This window comes from Kocuria sp. KH4, from assembly GCF_053711175.1.
Genome location: NZ_JBSJYX010000006.1, coordinates 138,014 through 155,155, shown reverse-complemented (window position 1 = coordinate 155,155; position 17,142 = coordinate 138,014). Strand labels below are relative to the sequence as shown.

Sequence of the window (17,142 nt, the reverse complement as noted above, 5' to 3'; positions counted from 1 at the left end):
ACCGCGACCGGTCCCGACCGCCACGGGATCGTGGCCGCGGTCGGCCGGAGCTCCTCCCGCGCGCCGGCCGGCACCCCCGCCCGGGAGCCGGGGCCCCGGTGACCGTCCCCTCCGCCTCCGCCGCCGTGGCGTCCCGCCCCCGGCGCTCCGCGCCGCTCACCGGGACGGTGTGGCTGCTGCTGGCGGGCGCGCTGGTGCGCTCCGTCTGGCTGGTCTTCGACGGCAGCATCGACCTGGACGTCTACCGGCTCGGCGGCATGGCCGTGGTGAACCGCCACGGGTTCGACGACGAGCTCTACGGCCCGGGCCTGAGCCGGGACGGCGACGGGGGGCTGCCCTTCACCTATCCGCCGTTCGCCGCCCTGCTGTTCGTGCCGCTGGCCTATCTGCCCGAGTGGCTCACCGAGCTCGCCCTCGCGCTGTTCACGATCGGCTGCGCGGCCGGGCTGTCGTGGCTCCTCCTGCGCCACGCGGCGGACCACGGACGGCCGCTGCCCCTGCAGAGCCGCCTGGACCCGGCCACGGCGGTGGCGGCGGGCACCGCCGTGCTGCTGTGGTCCGGGCCGTGGATGCGCAACGTCGGCCTGGGGCAGATCAACGCGCTGATCCTCGCCCTGGTGCTCTACGACCTCCTGCGCACCCGCGACGACAGTCCGCTCGGCCGGGTGCCGCGCGGGTTCTGGATCGGGCTGGCCGCCGGGATCAAGCTGACGCCGCTGGCCTTCGGGCTGGTGTTCCTGGTGCGCGGACAGCTGCGGCCGATCCTCGCGATGGGCCTCACCTTCGCCGCGACCGTCCTCGCCGGGTTCCTCGTCCTGCCGCGGGACGCGGTCGTGTTCTGGACCCGGGCCGTGGTCAGCGACGAGCGCGTGGGCAGCCCCGCCTACGTGGACAACACCTCGCTGCAGGGGGTGCTGCTGCACCTCGGCGTTCCCGTCGGTCCCGAGCCCCTGCTGCGCTGGGGGCTGCTGCTCGTGCTGCTGGTCGGCGCCGCCCTGCTGATCCGGGTCCTCGCCGCGCGCGGGATGGTCCTCTCCGTGGTGGCCGTCAACGCCCTCGTCATGCTCTACCTGTCACCGGTCACCTGGTCCCACCACCACCTGTGGTGGGGGCTCGTGCTCACCGCGCTGTGGGTGGAGGCCTGGCCCGCGTTCCTGCGCGACGGCCCGCGCCGGTCGGCCGCGGCGCTGGGCGCGGTCGCCCTCGTGGGCCTGTACGTGGGGCCGATCCGCTGGGACGCCTGGCTGCGCCCGCTCGGCGCCCCCGGGCCCGTGATCGACGTGGTGGCCGCCGTGCCCTACCTCGCGCTGCTCCTGCTGCTCGGCCTCTGGGTGGTCACCGGGCTCCGGGCCGGGGTCCCGGCGGCCGGTCCCGGCCGTGGCTGAGCGCGTCCCGCCGGGGGCGTGGACCGGCTACGACCGCGGCAGCCGGGGCTACCGCCGGGTCCTGCTCGCCCTGCTGTGCGCCGGGGTCGCCACGTTCGCCCAGCTCTACTCCGTGCAGGGCGTCCTGCCGCTCATGGCGGCCGACCTGGGGATCGACGCCGCCCGCGCGTCCCTGGGCGTCTCGGCCGCGACCTTCGGGCTGGCCGTGGGCGTCCTGCCCTGGTCCGTGGTCTCCGACCGCTGGGGCCGGCTGCGGACCATGGTGATGGCGGTCGTGGCCGCCACGGCGCTCGGGCTCGTGATGCCCTTCGCCCCGACCTTCGAGACCGTGGTGGCCCTGCGCTTCGTGGAGGGCGTGGCCCTCGGCGGCATCCCCGCCGTGGCCATGGCCTATCTCGCGGAGGAGCTCGACCGCCGGCACGCGGCCGTCGCGGCCGGCACCTACGTGGCCGGCACGAGCCTGGGCGGGCTGGCCGGGCGCATCGTCGCCGCCCCCGTGGGGGACGCGTTCGGCTGGCGGACCGGCACGGTCACCGTGAGCGTGCTCGCCGCGCTCGCCGCCGGCGTGTTCGTCCTGATCGCCCCGCGCCAGCGCGGCTTCGTCCGCCAGACCGTCCGGCTCACCGGGCCGTCCGGGCTGCTGCGCCGGCTGGGCGCCAACCTGGCGGACCGGGGCCTGCTGGTGCTGTACCTGCAGGGCTTCCTGCTCATGGGCGGGTTCGTGGCGATCTACAACTACCTGGGCTTCCACCTGGGGGAGGAGCCGTTCGGCGTCTCCCAGACCGTGGTGAGCCTCCTGTTCCTGGCCTACCTCTCCGGCACGTGGTCCTCCGGCACGGCCGGGCGGCTCGCGGCCGCCCACGGCCGGAGGGTGGTGCTCGTGTGCAGCGGACTGGTCATGCTGGCCGGGCTGCTGACCACCCTCGTCCCCTCGATCCCCGTGATCGTGGCGGGCCTGCTGCTGTTCACCGCGGGCTTCTTCGCGGCCCACGCGGTGGCCTCGGGCTGGGTGCCCGTGCGCTCGCGCACGGGCAGGGCCCAGGCGTCGTCCCTCTACACGCTCTTCTACTACGGGGGCTCGTCCGTGCTGGGCACGGCCGGCGGGGTCTTCTACACCGCCGCCGGCTGGTCCGGGGCGGTCGCGTTCGTGGCGGCGCTCGTCGTCGTCGCCGTCCTGCTCGTGCTGGCGGTGCTCCGGGAGCCGGAGCGCACCTGACCCGGCGCCGGGCCGGGGGAGCCGTCAGTCGTCCGTGCCGCCCCAGCGCAGGGGGAACACCTCGAAGGAGCTCGCGAGCGGCACCCCGGCCCGTGCGCCCACGGCCTGCGCGTTGCCGCGCAGGAAGGCGTCGGGGTCGAAGTCGGCCCAGCCGAGGCCGTCCAGGTACGCCCGGTGGGCCCGCAGGGACGCCACACCGGTGTCGAAGTCGTCCGTGACGTCCACGGCGTGCCGGGCCTGCGGGGAGCCCGCGGCCCACACGGCCACCACCCCCGGCCACGGTTCCAGCCCCGACTCGACCTGCTCCGGGTGGATCCACCGGTTCCCGGCGTCCCGGGCGGCGTCCAGAGTGGCGCGGCCCACCGCGATGTGGTCGGCCTGGTTGAGGTTCGTGGCGCCGTCCCAGGTGTCGCGGAAGTTGTTGGTGAGCACCACGTCCGGCCGGTGCCGGCGGACCACCTCGGCGATCCGGCGGCGCAGCGCCACCCCGTACTCCAGGACCCCGTCCGGCAGCCGCAGGAACTCCACCTCGTCCACGCCCACCACCCGGCAGGACTCCCGCTGCTCGGCCTCCCGCAGCGGGCCCGCCTCCGGCGGGGCCATCCCGTCGATCCCGGCCTCCCCGCTGGTCACCAGGCAGTAGACCACGTCCTTGCCCTGGCCGGTCCACCGGGCCACGGCGGCCGCGGCGCCGAACTCCATGTCGTCCGGGTGGGCGACCACCACGAGGGCGCGGTTCCAGTTCTCGGGCAGGGCGGTGAGCGGCGTCTCGGTCATGGTGCCCATCATGGCCCGCGCCGCGCGGACCGGCAACGCCCGCCGGGCCGCCGCGGCGCTCAGCCCGCCGCGGCCCCGCCGGGCGCCAGGGCCGGCCGCTCCGTCCGGGCCGCCTGCGGCGGCACCGGTGCCGCCGCCGCGCGACCGCCCCGGTCGCGGACCGCGCCGACGAGCTGCCACAGGGCGTAGCCGAACAGGGCCGCGGCGACCAGCACGACCCCGCCGCGCTTCTGCTCCGCGTCCAGCAGCGTGGCGGCGTGGCCGACCCAGGGCACGTGGTACCTCACCACGCCGCGCAGCTGGGTGGCGGTGACCGGCTCCGGGTCCGGGACGGCGTTGGCGTCGCCCTGGGTCGTGAAGCTGCGCGCGCCCTCGCCGTCCACGGCGACGGAGACGATCCGGTGGGTGACCAGGGTGTCGTCGTCGGGCCGGGGCATGAACGTCACGACGTCGCCGGTGCTCAGCCGCGCGGCGTCGGCCTCGCCCTCGAGGGGTTCGACGACGACCTGGCTGCCGGTCGGGACGGTCGGCTCCATCGAGCCGGAGAGCACCGTCAGCGGCACCCAGCCCAGGACCAGGGGCAGGACGACGACGGCCAGCAGCAGCGCGGAGACCGCGGTCAGGAGCACGACGAGCAGCGGGTGGAGGGCCTTGCGGAGCACGGTGGTCATGACGGCAGTCCTTCGCAGGTGAGGTTGTTGCTGGCGCCGGCGATCTTGATCCGCCAGGCGTAGGCGCTATCCACGTGGCGACCGGTGCCGGGGTCGAGGACGGCCCGGACGAGGGCCTCGTAGTCCTGGTTCTTCTCGTATCCCGGGAGGCCCCGGACCTCGTCGGAAGTCAGCCGGATCTCCCTCGTGGACCCGTTCAGCACGACCTTGACCGGCGTGGGCGCTCCGGTGCTGCCGCTCGGGCGGACCAGGACCTGCCACTGCGTGACGGCCGGGGTGCCGGCAGCGCCACTCCAGGTCCAGCGCAGCGCCGCCGTGCCGTCGTTCGCCCGGCACCGCGCCGCATACTCCGGTTTCGGAGCCGAGGGCGGGAGGTCCACCGTCCACGGCACCGACCACGAGCGGGCTGCCGACCAGCTGCCGTTGTCGAGGGAGGAGGCCTCCAGCTCGGTGACCACCTGCAGGGCCCGCCCGGCCAGGGGGCGCAGCGCGTCCTCGGCGACGCCGTCCGTGGACACCGTCAGGCACACACCCGCGGGACGGTCCCGCTGCAGGGGCGCCCGGGTGGTCCCCGGGACGGCCACCGCGGCGGACCCGCCCGGCGCGACGGCGCTCCAGGTGGCGGGCGACGCGGGGGAGCTGCAGTCCGTGCCGGTGCGGTAGGCGAGGCGCAGTCCCGCCGGCGGTGCCACGGGCGTCCCTGCGGTGTCGGTGAGGGAGACCTGCCGGGGCCGGTACTGGACGCCGAAGCCGGACGTGTTGGTCAGGGTCGCCGCGCTGCCGTCGACGGCGACGTCGAACCCGATCCGGCCCATGGTGAGGGCGGGCACCTCCGCCTGCCCGGCGGCGGACCAGCGCGCCCGGGTGCCGCTGTTCGGCGTCGTGAGCACGACGACGGTCAGCAGGAGGAGGACGGCGAGCGCATAGGTCGCGGGGGTGCGGTACTTCCTCATAGGGGGGCTCCCGGGTTCAGTTCTGGGTCAGGGCGAGCGTCAGCGGGCCCGGTGCGAGGGCGGTGCCCTGCGCCGAGGGGTCGGCGGGGACGTCGTAGGAGACGGTGACGTCGTAGACGGCGCCGTCCTGGGCCTCGGTCACGGTCTAGGCGGACGGTCCGGGGCCCGGGACCGGGGGCGCCGTGCCGGGCGCTGGGGCCAGCTCCACGCGCGGGACGACCGCGCCGCCGGCCGGCACACCGGGATCGACCGTGAGGGTCGCGGTGAGGTTGGCGCCCGCCAGGTCGAGGTGTGCGCGGGTCGTGACGACGACCGTGTCGCCGGGAGCCAGTGCCGGTACGGCGCCCGCCGGCCCGGTGAGGTCGGTGGTCGCGCGCCGGACGGCGCCGGTCGCCGGGTCGAAGTCGGTGTGCTGGAGGGCCGTCCGCGCCGGCTCGAGCACCAGGTCGAGGGTTCCGGTGCTGACGGCCTGCGTCTCGAGCGGGACGGCGTCGGACCACCGGGCGGCCGTGCCCATGCTGTTGCCGAGCAGCGTCAGGGCGAGCAGGGAGGCCGCGGTGGCCGCGAAGGCGCGGCCGGCGGCCGAGGGGTGGGGGCGGGCGGGCTGTGTCACGGGGGCCTCTGGGGGTGAGACGGAGAATCTGTGGATGGAGTCCCCGGTGCGGCGCTGCCGCCGCACCGGGGACTCCCGGAGCTGCTCAGAGGCTCTGGTCGAGCACCAGGTTGAAGCCCGCCAGGGACTGGGCCGGGATGTTCTGGCCCTGGTCGCCCGAGACGCTGCCGGCCTTCCAGGTGAAGGCCGCGACCACGTCGACCTGCTTGCCGTCGTTGGCCTCGGTGACGTCGTAGACCTTGTCGCCGTCCCCGTCCGAGAGCCCGTCGACCTGCAGGGTGTAGTCGAGGTACGTCCCGATGGCGGACTTGAGGTTCGCCGGCAGCTCCAGGGCGAAGGCGGCCTGGAGATTGTCGCCCTCGGCCTGGATGGTCGGGGAGACCTTCAGCTTGACGGTGTCGCCCGGGACGACCTGGTACTTGTTGATGTCGATGACCTTGTCGTTGCCGTCGGTCCAGATGACCCCCTCCTCCAGGGCGAGGCTCAGCTCGCCGGTGGCGATCGTGTCGTCGGAGGCGATGGCCTCGGAGTCGGACCACTTCGAGAAGGTGCCGCCGCCGGCGGCCAGGAGGCCGACGGCCACGACGCCGGCCAGGACGGCCTTGCCGGTGCGGCGGTTCTGGGCGCCCCGCGCGGGGGACTCGGACGGGAGGTGCTGTGCTGCAGAGGACATGGTTCCGCTTTCGTGCAAGAGGAGTGGGAGGAGGGCTGCGCGGGTGCGGTGCGCACCGCGCGGGCCCCGGTGGAGCAGGGGCGCCCGCCCCGGGATCAGGGAGGCCGGCGTCCCCGGTGCGCCCGAGGGCGCTGGTCCGCGGGACCGCGGTGGATCGCCGGGCGATCCGCCGGTAGCCCGCCGCCGGATCGCCTTGACGTGTCAACTCTAGACAAAAGTCTATGAATTCGAACAGAGTCCGGTTGTCCCCACTTCACCTGACGTTACTGCTCGGTAATGGGCTCGGTCCGGCCGGTCCGGTCCCGGGCCTAGGATGCCGAGGGGAGGGTCCCCACCCGGAGGGCCCCGGAGCGGAGGACCCCATGACCCGAGCATCCCAGCGACGCCGGGTGCACCGGTACACGGCCGAGGGCGACGGGGGCGGCCGCGCGGACACCCTCGCCGGGGAGGAGCCCCTGGAGATCCGGCTGCACGGCAGCTCCTTCACCGTCACCATGCGCACCCCGGGCCACGACTTCGACCTCGTGGCCGGGTTCCTCGTCTCCGAGGGCGTCGTGCGGGCGCCGTCGGAGCTCGCGCAGATGGACTACCGCAGCGGCGTCGGCCCCGACGGGCAGCGCACCTACAACGTGGTCGACGTCCGGCTCGCGCCGGGGGTCGCCCTGCCGGACACCTCCATGCAGCGCCACGTCTACACGTCGTCGTCGTGCGGGGTCTGCGGCACGGCGTCCATCGAGGCCGTCACCAAGGTCTCCTCCTTCGACCCCGCGGCGGACCCGGTCCGGCTCCCCGTGCCGGGGCTGCTCACCCTGCCGGACCGGCTGCGCACCGGGCAGAAGCTGTTCGCCACGACCGGCGGCGTGCACGCCGCCGGGCTCTTCCGCTGGCCCGGACACCCCGCCGGGGCCGGAGACGGCCCGGCCGAGCCGGAGCTGCTGTGCGTGCGGGAGGACGTCGGGCGGCACAACGCCGTGGACAAGGTCGTGGGCTGGGCGCTGCGGGAGGGCCTGCTGCCCCTGCGCGGCACCGTCCTCCAGGTCTCGGGACGTGCCTCCTTCGAGCTCGTGCAGAAGGCCTCCATGGCCGGTGTGCCCGCGCTCGCGGCGGTCTCGGCGCCCTCCGCCCTCGCGGTCGACCTCGCGGACGAGGTGGGCATCACGCTGCTGGGATTCAGTCGCGGGACCTCCTTCAACGCCTACGCCCACCGGGAGCGCCTCGTCCCCTGACCGGGCGGGGAGCCCTCCGGCGCTGACTACGATGGGGGCATGAAGCCCTTCCTGCTGCTCGCCACCCGCGCCGAGGACGACGTCGCGGACGAGGAGTACGAGACGATCCGCCGTTTCAGCGGTCTGCAGGAGAGCTCGCTCCACCGGGTCCGCCTGGAGGCCGGCCCCATGCCGCCGATCGACCTCGAGCGCTACTCCGGGGTCATCATCGGCGGCTCCCCGTTCAACTCCTCCGACCCTCCCGAGCTGAAGTCGGAGACGCAGCGGCGCGCCGAGTCGGAGATGCGGGACCTGCTCGACGAGGTCGTCGCCCGGGACTTCCCCTTCCTGGGCGCCTGCTACGGCGTCGGCACCCTGGGCACCCACCAGGGCGGGATCGTGGACCGCACCCGTGGCGAGGAGATCGGGGTCATCGAGGTGACCCTCACCGAGGAGGGGCGGAAGGACCCGCTGCTGCGGGACTTCCCGGACGTCTTCCACGGGTTCGTGGGGCACAAGGAGGGCACGCGCGCCCTCGCGCCCGCCGCCGTGCTGCTGGCCACCGGCACGGGGTGCCCCGTCCAGATGTTCCGGATCAGGCGGAACCTCTACGCCACCCAGTTCCACCCCGAGCTCGACGCCCCCGCCCTGCTCAACCGGATCGAGGCGTACAAGGAGCACGGCTACTTCCCGGCCGACGGGGTCGAGGAGGTCAAGGACCGGATCCGCCGGGGCCCGCCCGTGACCGAGCCGGAGAAGCTCCTCGCGGCGTTCGTGGACCGCTACGCCCGCTGAGCCCGCCGCGGCCGCCCCGGGCTGCCGCGCCCGCGGGTCGCCCGGGGCCGATAGCGTAGGGGCATGACCATGCGCGCCGCCCCGTGGAGCCCGGGCCCCCTCGACGACCACCGCCCGGAGCCCGCACCCCGGGTCCTGCCGTACCACCGCCTGGCCCACGCCGATCCCGCGCACCGGTGGTGGAAGCCTCTCGTGGAGCTGCTGCTCTTCGGCGCCTTCTACCTGGTGCTGACGATCCTGTTCAGCGTCGTGTGGGCGGTCGGCATGCTGGCCGTGCGCGGGGAGGAGGCCCTGGACGACCTCGCCCTCGACCCCGCGGCCCTGGACATGATGGACCCCGCGGTCTTCTTCATGCTCTTCTTCTCCCTGGTCCTCATGATCCCCGCGCTGCTGGCGGCCCGGGCGATCATGGGGCCCCGCCCGGTCGGGCTGCTGCTGTCGGTCACCGGGCGGCTGCGCCGGGGCTTCCTGGGCCGGTGCCTGCTCGTGGCGCTGGCCGTCTACGCGCTCGGCCACGCGGCCGCGCTCCTGCTGGAGCTGGCGGTCCTCGGGACACCGCCCCCGCCCCGGCCGGTGGAGGGGTTCTGGTGGCTGATCGCGATGATCGTGCTCGTGGTGCCGCTGCAGTGCGCGGCCGAGGAGCTCGTCTTCCGCGGCTACCTGCTCCAGACCGTCGGCCGCTGGCTGCGCCGGCCCGTGTTCGCCGTCCTCCTGCCGGTGCCCCTGTTCACCTTCGGGCACCTGTACGACGTCTGGGGCCTGCTGGCCGTGGCCGTCATGGCGGTCGTCGCCGGGTGGCTGACCTGGCGCACGGGCGGGCTCGAGGCCGCGATCGCCCTGCACGTGGTCAACAACGTGGTGGCCACGCTCTTCGGGGCCTTCGGCCTGGCGGATCCGGACGCCCAGGAGTCCACGGGGCTCGCCCTCGCGCTCTCGGCGGCCATGCAGGTGCTCTTCGCGTGGCTCGTGGTCCGCTCCGCGCGCCGGCACGGGCTGGAGGTCACCCGCACCGTGCACCCGCCGCGCCCGGCCGTGCCCGGCCCGGGCGCGCCGGCGTGGGGCGGTCCCGGGGACGCCGCGTGGGCGTGCCCCGGCCCTCCCGCCTGCCCCGGCCACTGGACCGGCCGGGCTCCCCGGCCCGTGCCGCAGCGCCTTCCGTAGACTGGCGCCATGGACCCCCGCCCCGCCCCCACCGCCGACCCGCTGTCCACCGCCGAGGATCTCGGCCGCTACGTGCTGGACTCGCCGAGCTCCTTCCACGCGGCCCACGCCGCGGCCGCACGGCTGGAGGAGGGCGGTTTCACCCGGCTCGACGAGACCGTGGACTGGACCGGGACCGGCGTGCGCGGGCGGCGCTACGTGCTGCGCGACGGGGCCCTCATCGCGTGGGCCACTCCCGCGGAGGTCACCCCGGCGGCCGGCTTCCGGATCCTCGGCGCGCACACCGACTCGCCGGGCTTCAAGCTCAAGCCCCGGCCCACCACCACCGCGCACACCTGGTACCAGGCGGGCGTGGAGGTCTACGGCGGGCCGCTGCTGAACTCGTGGCTGGACCGCGAGCTGCGCCTGGCCGGGCGGCTGGTGCTGCGCGGCGAGGACGGCGCACCGGTCGAGCGGCTCACCGCGACGGGCCCCGTGGCGCGGATCCCGCAGCTGGCCGTCCACCTGGACCGTGAGGTCAACAAGGGGCTGCAGCTGGACCGGCAGCAGCACGTGCAGCCGATCTGGGGCGTGGGACGCCCGGAGGGCGCCGACGTCCTGGCGCTGCTGGCCGAGCACGCCGCCGGCGGTCCCGTGGACCCGGCGCGGATCCTCGGCTACGACGTGGTGCTGGCGGACACCCAGCCGCCCGCCGTGTTCGGGCACGGGGGGACCCTGCTCGCCTCCGGGCGGCTGGACAACCTCTCCTCCGTGCACGCCGGGCTCGGCGCCCTGCTGCGCGAGGCCGAGGCCGTCGAGGACGGGCGGCACATCGCGGTGCTCGCCGCCTTCGACCACGAGGAGATCGGCTCCGGCACCCGCTCCGGGGCCGCCGGGCCGTTCCTGGAGGACGTGCTGGTGCGCGTCGCCGACGGACTGGGGCGCACCGCGGCCGAGCACCGCCGGGCCCTGGCCGGGTCCGTGTGCCTGTCCGCCGACGCCGGGCACCTGGTGCACCCCAACTACCAGGGCCACCACGACCCGGTGAACCGGCCCGTCCCGGGAGCGGGGCCGCTGCTGAAGATCAACGCCGACCAGCGCTACGCCACGGACGCCGTGGGCGCCGGGATCTGGGCCGAGGCGTGCGGGCGCGCCGGGGTCGGCTACCAGGAGTTCGTCTCCAACAACCGGGTGCCCTGCGGCTCCACGATCGGCCCCATCACGGCCGCCCGGCTGGGCATCCGCACGATCGACGTCGGGATCGGCCTGCTGTCCATGCACTCGGCCCGGGAGCTGTGCCACGTGGACGACGTCGCGGCCCTCGGCGCCGTCGCCGGGGCCTTCTTCACCGCCTGAGACCGGCTCCCGGCACCGCCGGGGCACGGCCCCGCCGACACGGGGAGGGGCCGTGCCCGACCCGGCACGGCCCCTCCTCCCCGGGCACCGCCCGGGCAGGGATCAGCCGGACAGCGCGCCCACCGCGACCCGCTCGGCCGGGAACTGCGGCATGGCGATGTCGGCCATCCGGGCGAGCACCCGCACCACCTGGCAGGAGTAGCCGAACTCGTTGTCGTACCAGACGTAGAGCACCAGCGAGCTGCCGTTGACGATCGTGGCCAGGCCGTCCACGACGCCCGCCCGGCGGGAGCCGACGAAGTCCGTGGAGACGACCTCCGGGGAGTCGGTGTAGTCGATCTGCTTGCGCAGGGACGAGTTCAGCGAGATGTCCCGCAGGTACCGGTTGACGGCGGCCTCGGACTCCGGGGCCTCCTCGAGCTGGAGGTTCAGGATGGCCATGGAGACGTCCGGGGTGGGCACGCGGATCGCGTTGCCGGTCAGCTTCCCGGCCATCTCCGGCAGGGCCTTGGCCACGGCCTTCGCGGCGCCGGTCTCGGTGATGACCATGTTCAGGGCGGCGGAGCGGCCGCGGCGGTCGCCCTTGTGCCAGTTGTCGATGAGGTTCTGGTCGTTCGTGTAGGAGTGCACCGTCTCGACGTGGCCCTGGGCGATGCCGTACCTGTCGTTGAGGACCTTCACCACCGGGGTGATGGCGTTGGTGGTGCAGGACGCGGCCGAGAGGATGGTGTCCTCCGGGGTGATCATGTCGTCGTTGACGCCGCACACGATGTTCTTCAGCTCGCCCTTGCCCGGCGCCGTGAGCAGGACCTTGGCCACGCCCTTGGACTGCAGGTGCTTGGACAGGCCCGCCTCGTCGCGCCACACGCCCGTGTTGTCCACGACGATCGCGTTGTCGATGCCGTAGGCGGTGTAGTCGATCTCGGACGGGTCGCTCGCGTAGATGAACTGGATCGCCACGCCGTTGGCGGTGATGACGTTGTTCTCCTCGTCGACGTGGATGGTCCCGTCGAACTTCCCGTGCACCGAGTCCCGGCGCAGCAGGGACGCGCGCTTGACCAGGTCGTTGCCGGGCTTCTTACGCACCACGACGGCGCGCAGGTTCAGTCCGGTGCCGTCGTTGCGGTTCACCAGGATGCGGGCGAGCAGGCGGCCGATGCGGCCGAACCCGTAGAGGACCACGTCCTGGGACTCCGGGAGGTTCTGCGCCCTGCGGTCCACGACCGGGGCGAGCTCCTCGCGCAGGAACGCCTCGAGGTCCTGGTCCGACTCCTGGGCCAGCCGGTTCAGCTTGCCGAGGTCCACCGCGCAGGTGCCGAGGTTGAGCCCGGACATCACCTCGAGCAGGCGGGTGGTGTCCTCCAGCGGCAGCTCCTGGCCGTCGATGCGGCGGGCGAAGCGGTGGGCCTTGAGGATCTGGGTGACGGACTTGTGCACCAGCGAGCGGCCGTAGACGGTCGGCACGACCTTGTTCTCGCGGTGCAGGCGGCCGACCAGGGGAACCATGAGCTCGGCGAGGGCCTCGCGGTCGGACCAGCTTTCGGGAGTGCTCAAGAATGACTCTCTTCCTCGGCCGGGGACGTCATCGTGTCCGGCCGTGACGGGCCGCGCCTCGTTGCGCGGTCTCGGGTGCGCGCGCCGCTGCGGGTCGCGCAGGGTGCCACCGCCCATTCTAAGGGCACCGCGCGCCCGGGGCGGGGCCTCATGACGCCCCCGGGACGCCGGTGCGGCGGGAACGGCGGGTGCTACCGTGAGGGCATGCTGACGGTGATCGGTGAGGCGCTCGTGGACGTGGTCTCCAAGCGCGGACAGGAGCCCCGCGCGCACGCCGGCGGGAGCCCCATGAACGTGGCCGTGGGCCTGGCCCGCCTCGGGCACCGGGTGCAGTTCCTGGGCCGCTACGGCGAGGACGAGTACGGCGCCCAGGTCGAGGCCCACCTGCGGGACAACGGCGTGCTCCTGCCGTTCGAGGCCGACGCCCGGCCGACCTCCGTGGCCGAGGCCGTCATCGGCGACGACGGCGCCGCGACCTACGACTTCCAGCTGGACTGGTCCCTGGACCTCGGCGACGAGCAGCTGGGCGAGCTGCTCCGGGACACCACCCTGCTGCACGTCGGGTCGATCGGCGCGATGCTCGAGCCCGGCGCCTCGAAGGTGCGCCACGCCGTGGAGCTGGCCCAGCACACCGCGCTCGTGTCCTACGACCCCAACTGCCGGCCGTCCATCATCCCCGACTCCTCGCGGGCCCGGGCGCGCGCCGAGCAGCTCGTGGCCCTCGCCGACGTCGTGAAGGCCTCGGACGAGGACCTCCTGTGGCTCTATCCCCACCGCGGCGTCGAGGAGAGCGCCGCGGCCTGGCTCCGGGCCGGCGCGGAGCTCGTCGTCGTCACCCGCGGCCCGCTGGGGCCCTGGGCCCTCACCCGCGCCACCGGCCCGCGCGGGGTGCAGGTGCCCGCCGCCCAGGCCGACGTGGTGGACACCGTGGGCGCCGGCGACTCGTTCATGGCCGCGCTGCTGGCCTGGCTCACCGACCACGGCTTCACCGGGGCCGCGGCCCGCGAGCGGCTCGACGACCTCGACGCGGAGCAGGTGGGCGAGCTGCTGCGCTACGCCGCCTCGGCGGCGGGCGTCACGGTCTCGCGCGCCGGTGCCGACCTGCCCCGCGCGGACGAGCTGCCCTCCTCCTGAGCAGAACCGATCCGTCCGCGCCCGACCGACAGGAGGACCCCGTGCCCGACCGCGCACCGTCCGCCGGCCCGCGTGCGGCCGGACCGGCGCCGCGAGGAGCCGTGAGCCCGCTCCCGTGACCCCGGCCCCGCAGGTGCCCGGCGACGCGGCACCCGTCAAGCTGATCGCCAGCGACCTGGACGGCACCGTGCTGGGGGACGACTTCCGGTTCCGCCCGCGCACCGTCGAGGCGATCCGGGCCGCCCAGGACGCGGGCCTGCACGTGGTGTTCGTGACGGGCCGGCCCATGCGCTGGCTCGACCCGCTGCGCGAGCAGCTGGCGCACCAGGGCGTGGTGATCTGCTCCAACGGTGCGGTGGTCTACGACCTCACCGCCGACGTCGTGGTCGAGTCCAGCCTGTTCCCCGCGCACGAGGCCTTCGCGATCATGGCGGAGGTGGCCGCACGCCACCCCGGCACGCTGTTCGCCGCCGAGACCCTGGACGGCGTCTACACCGACCACGGCTGGGCCCGCACCGACCGCATGGAGACCGGCGCCCCGCGGGTCGGGCCGCTGCGGGAGCGCCTGCCCGCCGGAACGGGACTCGTGAAGCTCCTCGCCAAGCTCGACGCCGCCGACCCGCAGGAGTACTACCGCGCGCTCACCGACCTGGTGGCCGGACGGCTGTCCGTCACGCACTCGGTCGCGGCCTCCCCGCTCGTGGAGATGGGCCAGCGCGGGCTGACGAAGGCCCGCACCCTGGAGCAGTACGCGGCCGAGCGCGGGATCCTGCCGCAGGAGGTCATGGCCTTCGGGGACATGCCCAACGACCTCGAGATGCTGACCTGGGCCGGCCACGGCTACGCGATGGCGAGCGGGCACCCCGCCGTCGCCCGGGCGGTGGGCCGCACGGCCCCGCCGTTCGCGGAGGACGGGGTGGCCCAGGTGATCGAGGCCCTGCTGCTCGGCCGCCGCCCCGGCGCGTCACGGGCGGGACATTCCGCTACCACGGGGTAACAATGGGAGGGTGACCCCTCCAGCGCCCCGGCGCCGCGCCCCCGCCGCCCTCGCCCACCGCGGCTTCTCGCGCGAGGGCGCCGAGAATACCCTCGACGCCTTCCGCGCGGCGCGCGACCTCGGCTACGAGTGGATCGAGACCGACGTGAACACGACCGCCGACGGCGTGGTCCTGTCCTTCCACGACGGCACGCTCGAGCGCGTGACCGGCGACGCCGGGGAGGTCTCCCGCCTGACGTGGGAGCAGATCCGCTCCCGGCGGGTGGCCGGGGCCGGGGGCATCCCGCGGCTCGCCGACCTGCTGACCGAGCTCCCGGAGCTGAAGCTCAACATCGACGTCAAGGACGAGGCGTCGGTGACCGCCCTGCCCCCGCTGCTGCACGCGCTGGGGGCCGTGGACAGGGTGCGGGTGACGTCCTTCTCCGAGAGCCGGCGCCGGCGCACGCTGCGCCGGCTCCGCGCGCTCGCCGGGCGCTCCGTGCCCACCTCCTCCGGCCAGGGCGGGATGCGCCTGCTGCTCGTGTGCTCCTGGCTGGGCGGGCCGAGCTGGCGTCTGCTGCGGCGGGCCGCGGCCCGGTGGATCGAGCCCTTCGACACCGTCCAGATCCCGCGGCGCCACCGGCTCCGCGGCGGGGCCGAGCTCGAGCTCGTCACCCCGCGCTTCCTGGACTTCGCCCACCGGCACGGCATCGACGTGCACGTGTGGACCGTCAACGACACCGCGGAGATGGCCGAGCTGCTGGAGCTGGGCGTGGACGGGATCGTCACCGACCGCGCCGACCTCCTCGCCGGGCTGCTGGCCGAGCGGGGGCAGTGGCCGCCGTCGGTGGCGTGAGCCATGACACGTCCGGGTCCCGCGTGGCAGGGTGGGGCCATGACCCACACCGCCGCCGCGCCCGCGGACACCGACCAGCACGTCCTCGCCGAGGTCCGCAACGGGACCGGGCACCTCGTGCTCAACCGTCCCCGCCAGCTCAACGCGCTCACCGCGCAGATGTACCACGACCTGAAGGCCGCCCTGGACGCGTGGAAGGACGACGACGCCGTGCGCCACGTCCTGGTCACCTCGGCCTCCGACCGGGCCTGGTGCGCCGGCGGTGACATCCGGCAGGTGCGGGACGCCGTGCGCGGCGGGCAGGTCGGGGCGGCGACGCAGGTCTTCGCCGTCGAGTACGCCCTGGACTGTCTGATCGCGGACTACCCCAAGCCCTACGTGGCGCTCATGAACGGCATCTGCATGGGCGGCGGCATGGGCATCTCCGTGCACGGGTCCCACCGCGTGGTCGGCGGATCGACCGTCATGGCGATGCCGGAGACGAAGATCGGCTTCTTCACCGACATCGGGGCCTCCTGGTTCCTGCCGCGCGTCTCCCGCCCGGATCGCCGGGGGGAGTCGAGCCCGGCCGTGGGGCGCTGGCTCGCCCTCGGCGGGCAGCGGATCGGCGGCGCGGACGCCGTGGCGCTCGGACTGGCCGACGTCCTCGTGGCCGACGAGGACTTCCCCGCTCTCGCGGCGGCCGTGGTGGAGGAGGGGCCCGCCGAGGCCCTCGCCCGCTACGCGCGCGAGGCGGGGCCCTCGCCCGTCGTGGCCCGGTGGGAGGAGATCGAGGACCGCTACGGGGCCCCCACCCTGCCGGAGATCGTCGCCGCCGCCCCCGAGGACCTCACGGGCATGAGCCCGTCCTCCCTGGTGCGCACCTTCGAGCTGCTGGAGCGCGGCGCCGCCGACGGCAGCGTGCGCTCCTGCCTGGAGCGGGAGCTGCGCCTGGCCGCGGACACGATCGCCCGGCCCGACTTCGCGGAGGGCGTGCGCGCGGTCCTCGTGGACAAGGACAACGCCCCGGCGTGGGAGCACGCCTCCGTCGCCGACGTCGACGTCGACGCGGTCCGGGCCGTGCTGGACGAGAAGCTGCCGCTTCCGCTGTGACCGGGTCCGCCCGGCGCGCTCAGCGGTGGGCGGCGTCCTTGCCGTTGCGCCCCACCACCGCGCCCACCGGGCCGGCCGTCCCCCCGGAGCCGGTGGGCCGGTCCACGAAGCGGCGGTAGCCGAGGAACAGGACCGCCACCAGGGACGCCGTGACCACCCCGAAGCCGACGAGGGTGTCCTGGGAGATCAGGCTGCGCACCACGCTGTGGAGGAGGGTGAACAGCCCGCCCAGCAGGATCCCGTCGCCCAGCACCGGCCCGCGCCGCCCGACCAGCAGGCCGAGCCCGAGCAGCACCACGGCGACGACCAGGACCATCAGGCCCACGTCCCGGCTGTGCCGCAGGAACCGCTCCTCCCACACCTCCCGGTCCCGCAGGTGCCCCGCCCACTGCTGCTGCTCCTCCGCGGTCAGCTCGCGCACCTCCTGCGCGGCGACGAGCTCCGGGGCCGCCTGCGGCTCCCGCGGCCCGGGGTGGACCGTGCTGACGCCGAGCCCCACGAACAGCGCGATCAGCGCTCCCAGGACGACCGCGTAGACCGTGCCCACGGTCCGGGTCTGCGTGCGGTCGCCCATGCGGCGTGCTCCGTCCTCCCGCCGTGCGGGATCGTGCGTGCGGGATCGTGCGTGCGGGCCGGACGGTCCGCCGCCGGCCCCAGGTGCTCGCATTATCGGCCCGGCCCGCGGCGATGTCCACGTCCGTCACCTGGCGGGCGGATCTTCCGCCGCGTTCCGCCCCTGCCTACGC

The 17,142-nt window shown here is 74.8% G+C and carries 18 protein-coding genes; 10 read left to right on the top strand and 8 right to left on the bottom strand.

The annotated features are described in order from the left end of the window. Positions 1 to 98 precede the first annotated feature (98 nt). Together ACWCOM_RS06910 and ACWCOM_RS06905 are read left to right on the top strand one after the other, a co-directional pair. Positions 99 to 1,385, top strand: coding sequence for a glycosyltransferase family 87 protein (locus ACWCOM_RS06910; protein ID WP_454548002.1), 1,287 nt, complete (start codon positions 99 to 101; stop codon positions 1,383 to 1,385). Continuing rightward, positions 1,378 to 2,601, top strand: a complete 1,224-nt coding sequence (locus ACWCOM_RS06905; protein WP_454548001.1) for an MFS transporter — start codon at positions 1,378 to 1,380, stop codon at positions 2,599 to 2,601. The genes ACWCOM_RS06910 and ACWCOM_RS06905 overlap by 8 nt, the downstream gene beginning before the upstream one ends. A 24-nt stretch (positions 2,602 to 2,625) precedes the next feature. Here the strand turns inward: ACWCOM_RS06905 and ACWCOM_RS06900 are convergent, their stop codons facing one another. The 6 genes from ACWCOM_RS06900 to ACWCOM_RS06875 all read right to left on the bottom strand — a co-directional run bounded on the left by ACWCOM_RS06900 (position 2,626) and on the right by ACWCOM_RS06875 (position 6,288). Then, positions 2,626 to 3,378, bottom strand: coding sequence for a PIG-L deacetylase family protein (locus ACWCOM_RS06900; protein ID WP_454548000.1), 753 nt, complete (start codon positions 3,376 to 3,378; stop codon positions 2,626 to 2,628). A gap of 59 nt (positions 3,379 to 3,437) precedes the next feature. Beyond that, a complete protein-coding gene (locus ACWCOM_RS06895; protein WP_454547999.1) occupies positions 3,438 to 4,049 on the bottom strand; it encodes a signal peptidase I in 612 nt (203 codons plus the stop codon). Beyond that, positions 4,046 to 5,002 (bottom strand): hypothetical protein, encoded by a 957-nt coding sequence (locus ACWCOM_RS06890; protein ID WP_454547998.1) that lies wholly within the window; start codon positions 5,000 to 5,002, stop codon positions 4,046 to 4,048. Before ACWCOM_RS06890 ends, ACWCOM_RS06895 begins: the two co-directional genes overlap by 4 nt. A gap of 16 nt (positions 5,003 to 5,018) precedes the next feature. Beyond that, entirely contained in the window at positions 5,019 to 5,144 is a 126-nt protein-coding gene (locus ACWCOM_RS06885) for a hypothetical protein (protein WP_454547997.1), read from the bottom strand. A gap of 3 nt (positions 5,145 to 5,147) precedes the next feature. Next, entirely contained in the window at positions 5,148 to 5,615 is a 468-nt protein-coding gene (locus ACWCOM_RS06880; RefSeq protein WP_454547996.1) for a hypothetical protein, read from the bottom strand. 85 nt (positions 5,616 to 5,700) lie between these two features. Continuing rightward, positions 5,701 to 6,288: an alternate-type signal peptide domain-containing protein gene (locus ACWCOM_RS06875; protein ID WP_454547995.1), complete on the bottom strand. Its 588-nt coding sequence runs from the start codon at positions 6,286 to 6,288 to the stop codon at positions 5,701 to 5,703. Positions 6,289 to 6,650: 362 nt separating this feature from the next. On the opposite strand from ACWCOM_RS06875, the gene fdhD reads away from it, so the two are divergent. The 4 genes from fdhD to ACWCOM_RS06855 all read left to right on the top strand — a co-directional run bounded on the left by fdhD (position 6,651) and on the right by ACWCOM_RS06855 (position 10,784). Then, positions 6,651 to 7,514 carry a formate dehydrogenase accessory sulfurtransferase FdhD gene (fdhD, locus tag ACWCOM_RS06870; protein ID WP_454547994.1) on the top strand — a complete coding sequence of 288 codons (864 nt, stop codon included), beginning with the start codon at positions 6,651 to 6,653 and terminating at the stop codon, positions 7,512 to 7,514. A 39-nt stretch (positions 7,515 to 7,553) separates the two neighbouring features. Beyond that, positions 7,554 to 8,288, top strand: a complete 735-nt coding sequence (locus tag ACWCOM_RS06865) for a glutamine amidotransferase (protein ID WP_454547993.1) — start codon at positions 7,554 to 7,556, stop codon at positions 8,286 to 8,288. 63 nt (positions 8,289 to 8,351) lie between these two features. Further along, positions 8,352 to 9,449: a CPBP family intramembrane glutamic endopeptidase gene (locus ACWCOM_RS06860; protein ID WP_454547992.1), complete on the top strand. Its 1,098-nt coding sequence runs from the start codon at positions 8,352 to 8,354 to the stop codon at positions 9,447 to 9,449. Between the two features lie 9 nt (positions 9,450 to 9,458). After that, positions 9,459 to 10,784 (top strand): M18 family aminopeptidase, encoded by a 1,326-nt coding sequence (locus ACWCOM_RS06855; protein ID WP_454547991.1) that lies wholly within the window; start codon positions 9,459 to 9,461, stop codon positions 10,782 to 10,784. A gap of 102 nt (positions 10,785 to 10,886) precedes the next feature. On the opposite strand, the gene ACWCOM_RS06850 is transcribed toward ACWCOM_RS06855, so the two are convergent. Next, positions 10,887 to 12,338, bottom strand: coding sequence for a glyceraldehyde-3-phosphate dehydrogenase (locus ACWCOM_RS06850; protein ID WP_454547990.1), 1,452 nt, complete (start codon positions 12,336 to 12,338; stop codon positions 10,887 to 10,889). Between the two features lie 204 nt (positions 12,339 to 12,542). Here ACWCOM_RS06850 and ACWCOM_RS06845 point away from each other — a divergent pair, with 204 nt between their 5' ends. The 4 genes from ACWCOM_RS06845 to ACWCOM_RS06830 all read left to right on the top strand — a co-directional run bounded on the left by ACWCOM_RS06845 (position 12,543) and on the right by ACWCOM_RS06830 (position 16,396). Continuing rightward, a complete protein-coding gene (locus tag ACWCOM_RS06845; protein ID WP_454547989.1) occupies positions 12,543 to 13,472 on the top strand; it encodes a carbohydrate kinase family protein in 930 nt (309 codons plus the stop codon). A 115-nt stretch (positions 13,473 to 13,587) separates the two neighbouring features. Then, on the top strand, positions 13,588 to 14,469 hold the full coding sequence (locus tag ACWCOM_RS06840; RefSeq protein WP_454547988.1) for an HAD family hydrolase: 882 nt from the start codon (positions 13,588 to 13,590) through the stop codon (positions 14,467 to 14,469). Positions 14,470 to 14,479: 10 nt separating this feature from the next. Further along, positions 14,480 to 15,304, top strand: a complete 825-nt coding sequence (locus ACWCOM_RS06835; protein ID WP_454547987.1) for a glycerophosphodiester phosphodiesterase family protein — start codon at positions 14,480 to 14,482, stop codon at positions 15,302 to 15,304. Positions 15,305 to 15,343: 39 nt separating this feature from the next. Next, a complete protein-coding gene (locus ACWCOM_RS06830) occupies positions 15,344 to 16,396 on the top strand; it encodes an enoyl-CoA hydratase/isomerase family protein (protein ID WP_454547986.1) in 1,053 nt (350 codons plus the stop codon). 19 nt (positions 16,397 to 16,415) lie between these two features. Here the strand turns inward: ACWCOM_RS06830 and ACWCOM_RS06825 are convergent, their stop codons facing one another. Next, positions 16,416 to 16,970 (bottom strand): hypothetical protein, encoded by a 555-nt coding sequence (locus ACWCOM_RS06825; protein WP_454547985.1) that lies wholly within the window; start codon positions 16,968 to 16,970, stop codon positions 16,416 to 16,418. Positions 16,971 to 17,142 lie beyond the last annotated feature (172 nt).

Bases quoted from the DNA above. Each gene is read 5' to 3' on its own strand.
- ACWCOM_RS06900 (WP_454548000.1), bottom strand. From the start codon at position 3,378: ATGACCGAGACGCCGCTCACCGCCCTGCCCGAGAACTGGAACCGCGCC.
- ACWCOM_RS06895 (WP_454547999.1), bottom strand. From the start codon at position 4,049: ATGACCACCGTGCTCCGCAAGGCCCTCCACCCGCTGCTCGTCGTGCTC.
- ACWCOM_RS06890 (WP_454547998.1), bottom strand. From the start codon at position 5,002: ATGAGGAAGTACCGCACCCCCGCGACCTATGCGCTCGCCGTCCTCCTC.
- ACWCOM_RS06875 (WP_454547995.1), bottom strand. From the start codon at position 6,288: ATGTCCTCTGCAGCACAGCACCTCCCGTCCGAGTCCCCCGCGCGGGGC.
- fdhD (WP_454547994.1), top strand. From the start codon at position 6,651: ATGACCCGAGCATCCCAGCGACGCCGGGTGCACCGGTACACGGCCGAG.
- ACWCOM_RS06865 (WP_454547993.1), top strand. From the start codon at position 7,554: ATGAAGCCCTTCCTGCTGCTCGCCACCCGCGCCGAGGACGACGTCGCG.
- ACWCOM_RS06860 (WP_454547992.1), top strand. From the start codon at position 8,352: ATGACCATGCGCGCCGCCCCGTGGAGCCCGGGCCCCCTCGACGACCAC.
- ACWCOM_RS06855 (WP_454547991.1), top strand. From the start codon at position 9,459: ATGGACCCCCGCCCCGCCCCCACCGCCGACCCGCTGTCCACCGCCGAG.
- ACWCOM_RS06845 (WP_454547989.1), top strand. From the start codon at position 12,543: ATGCTGACGGTGATCGGTGAGGCGCTCGTGGACGTGGTCTCCAAGCGC.
- ACWCOM_RS06830 (WP_454547986.1), top strand. From the start codon at position 15,344: ATGACCCACACCGCCGCCGCGCCCGCGGACACCGACCAGCACGTCCTC.
- ACWCOM_RS06825 (WP_454547985.1), bottom strand. From the start codon at position 16,970: ATGGGCGACCGCACGCAGACCCGGACCGTGGGCACGGTCTACGCGGTC.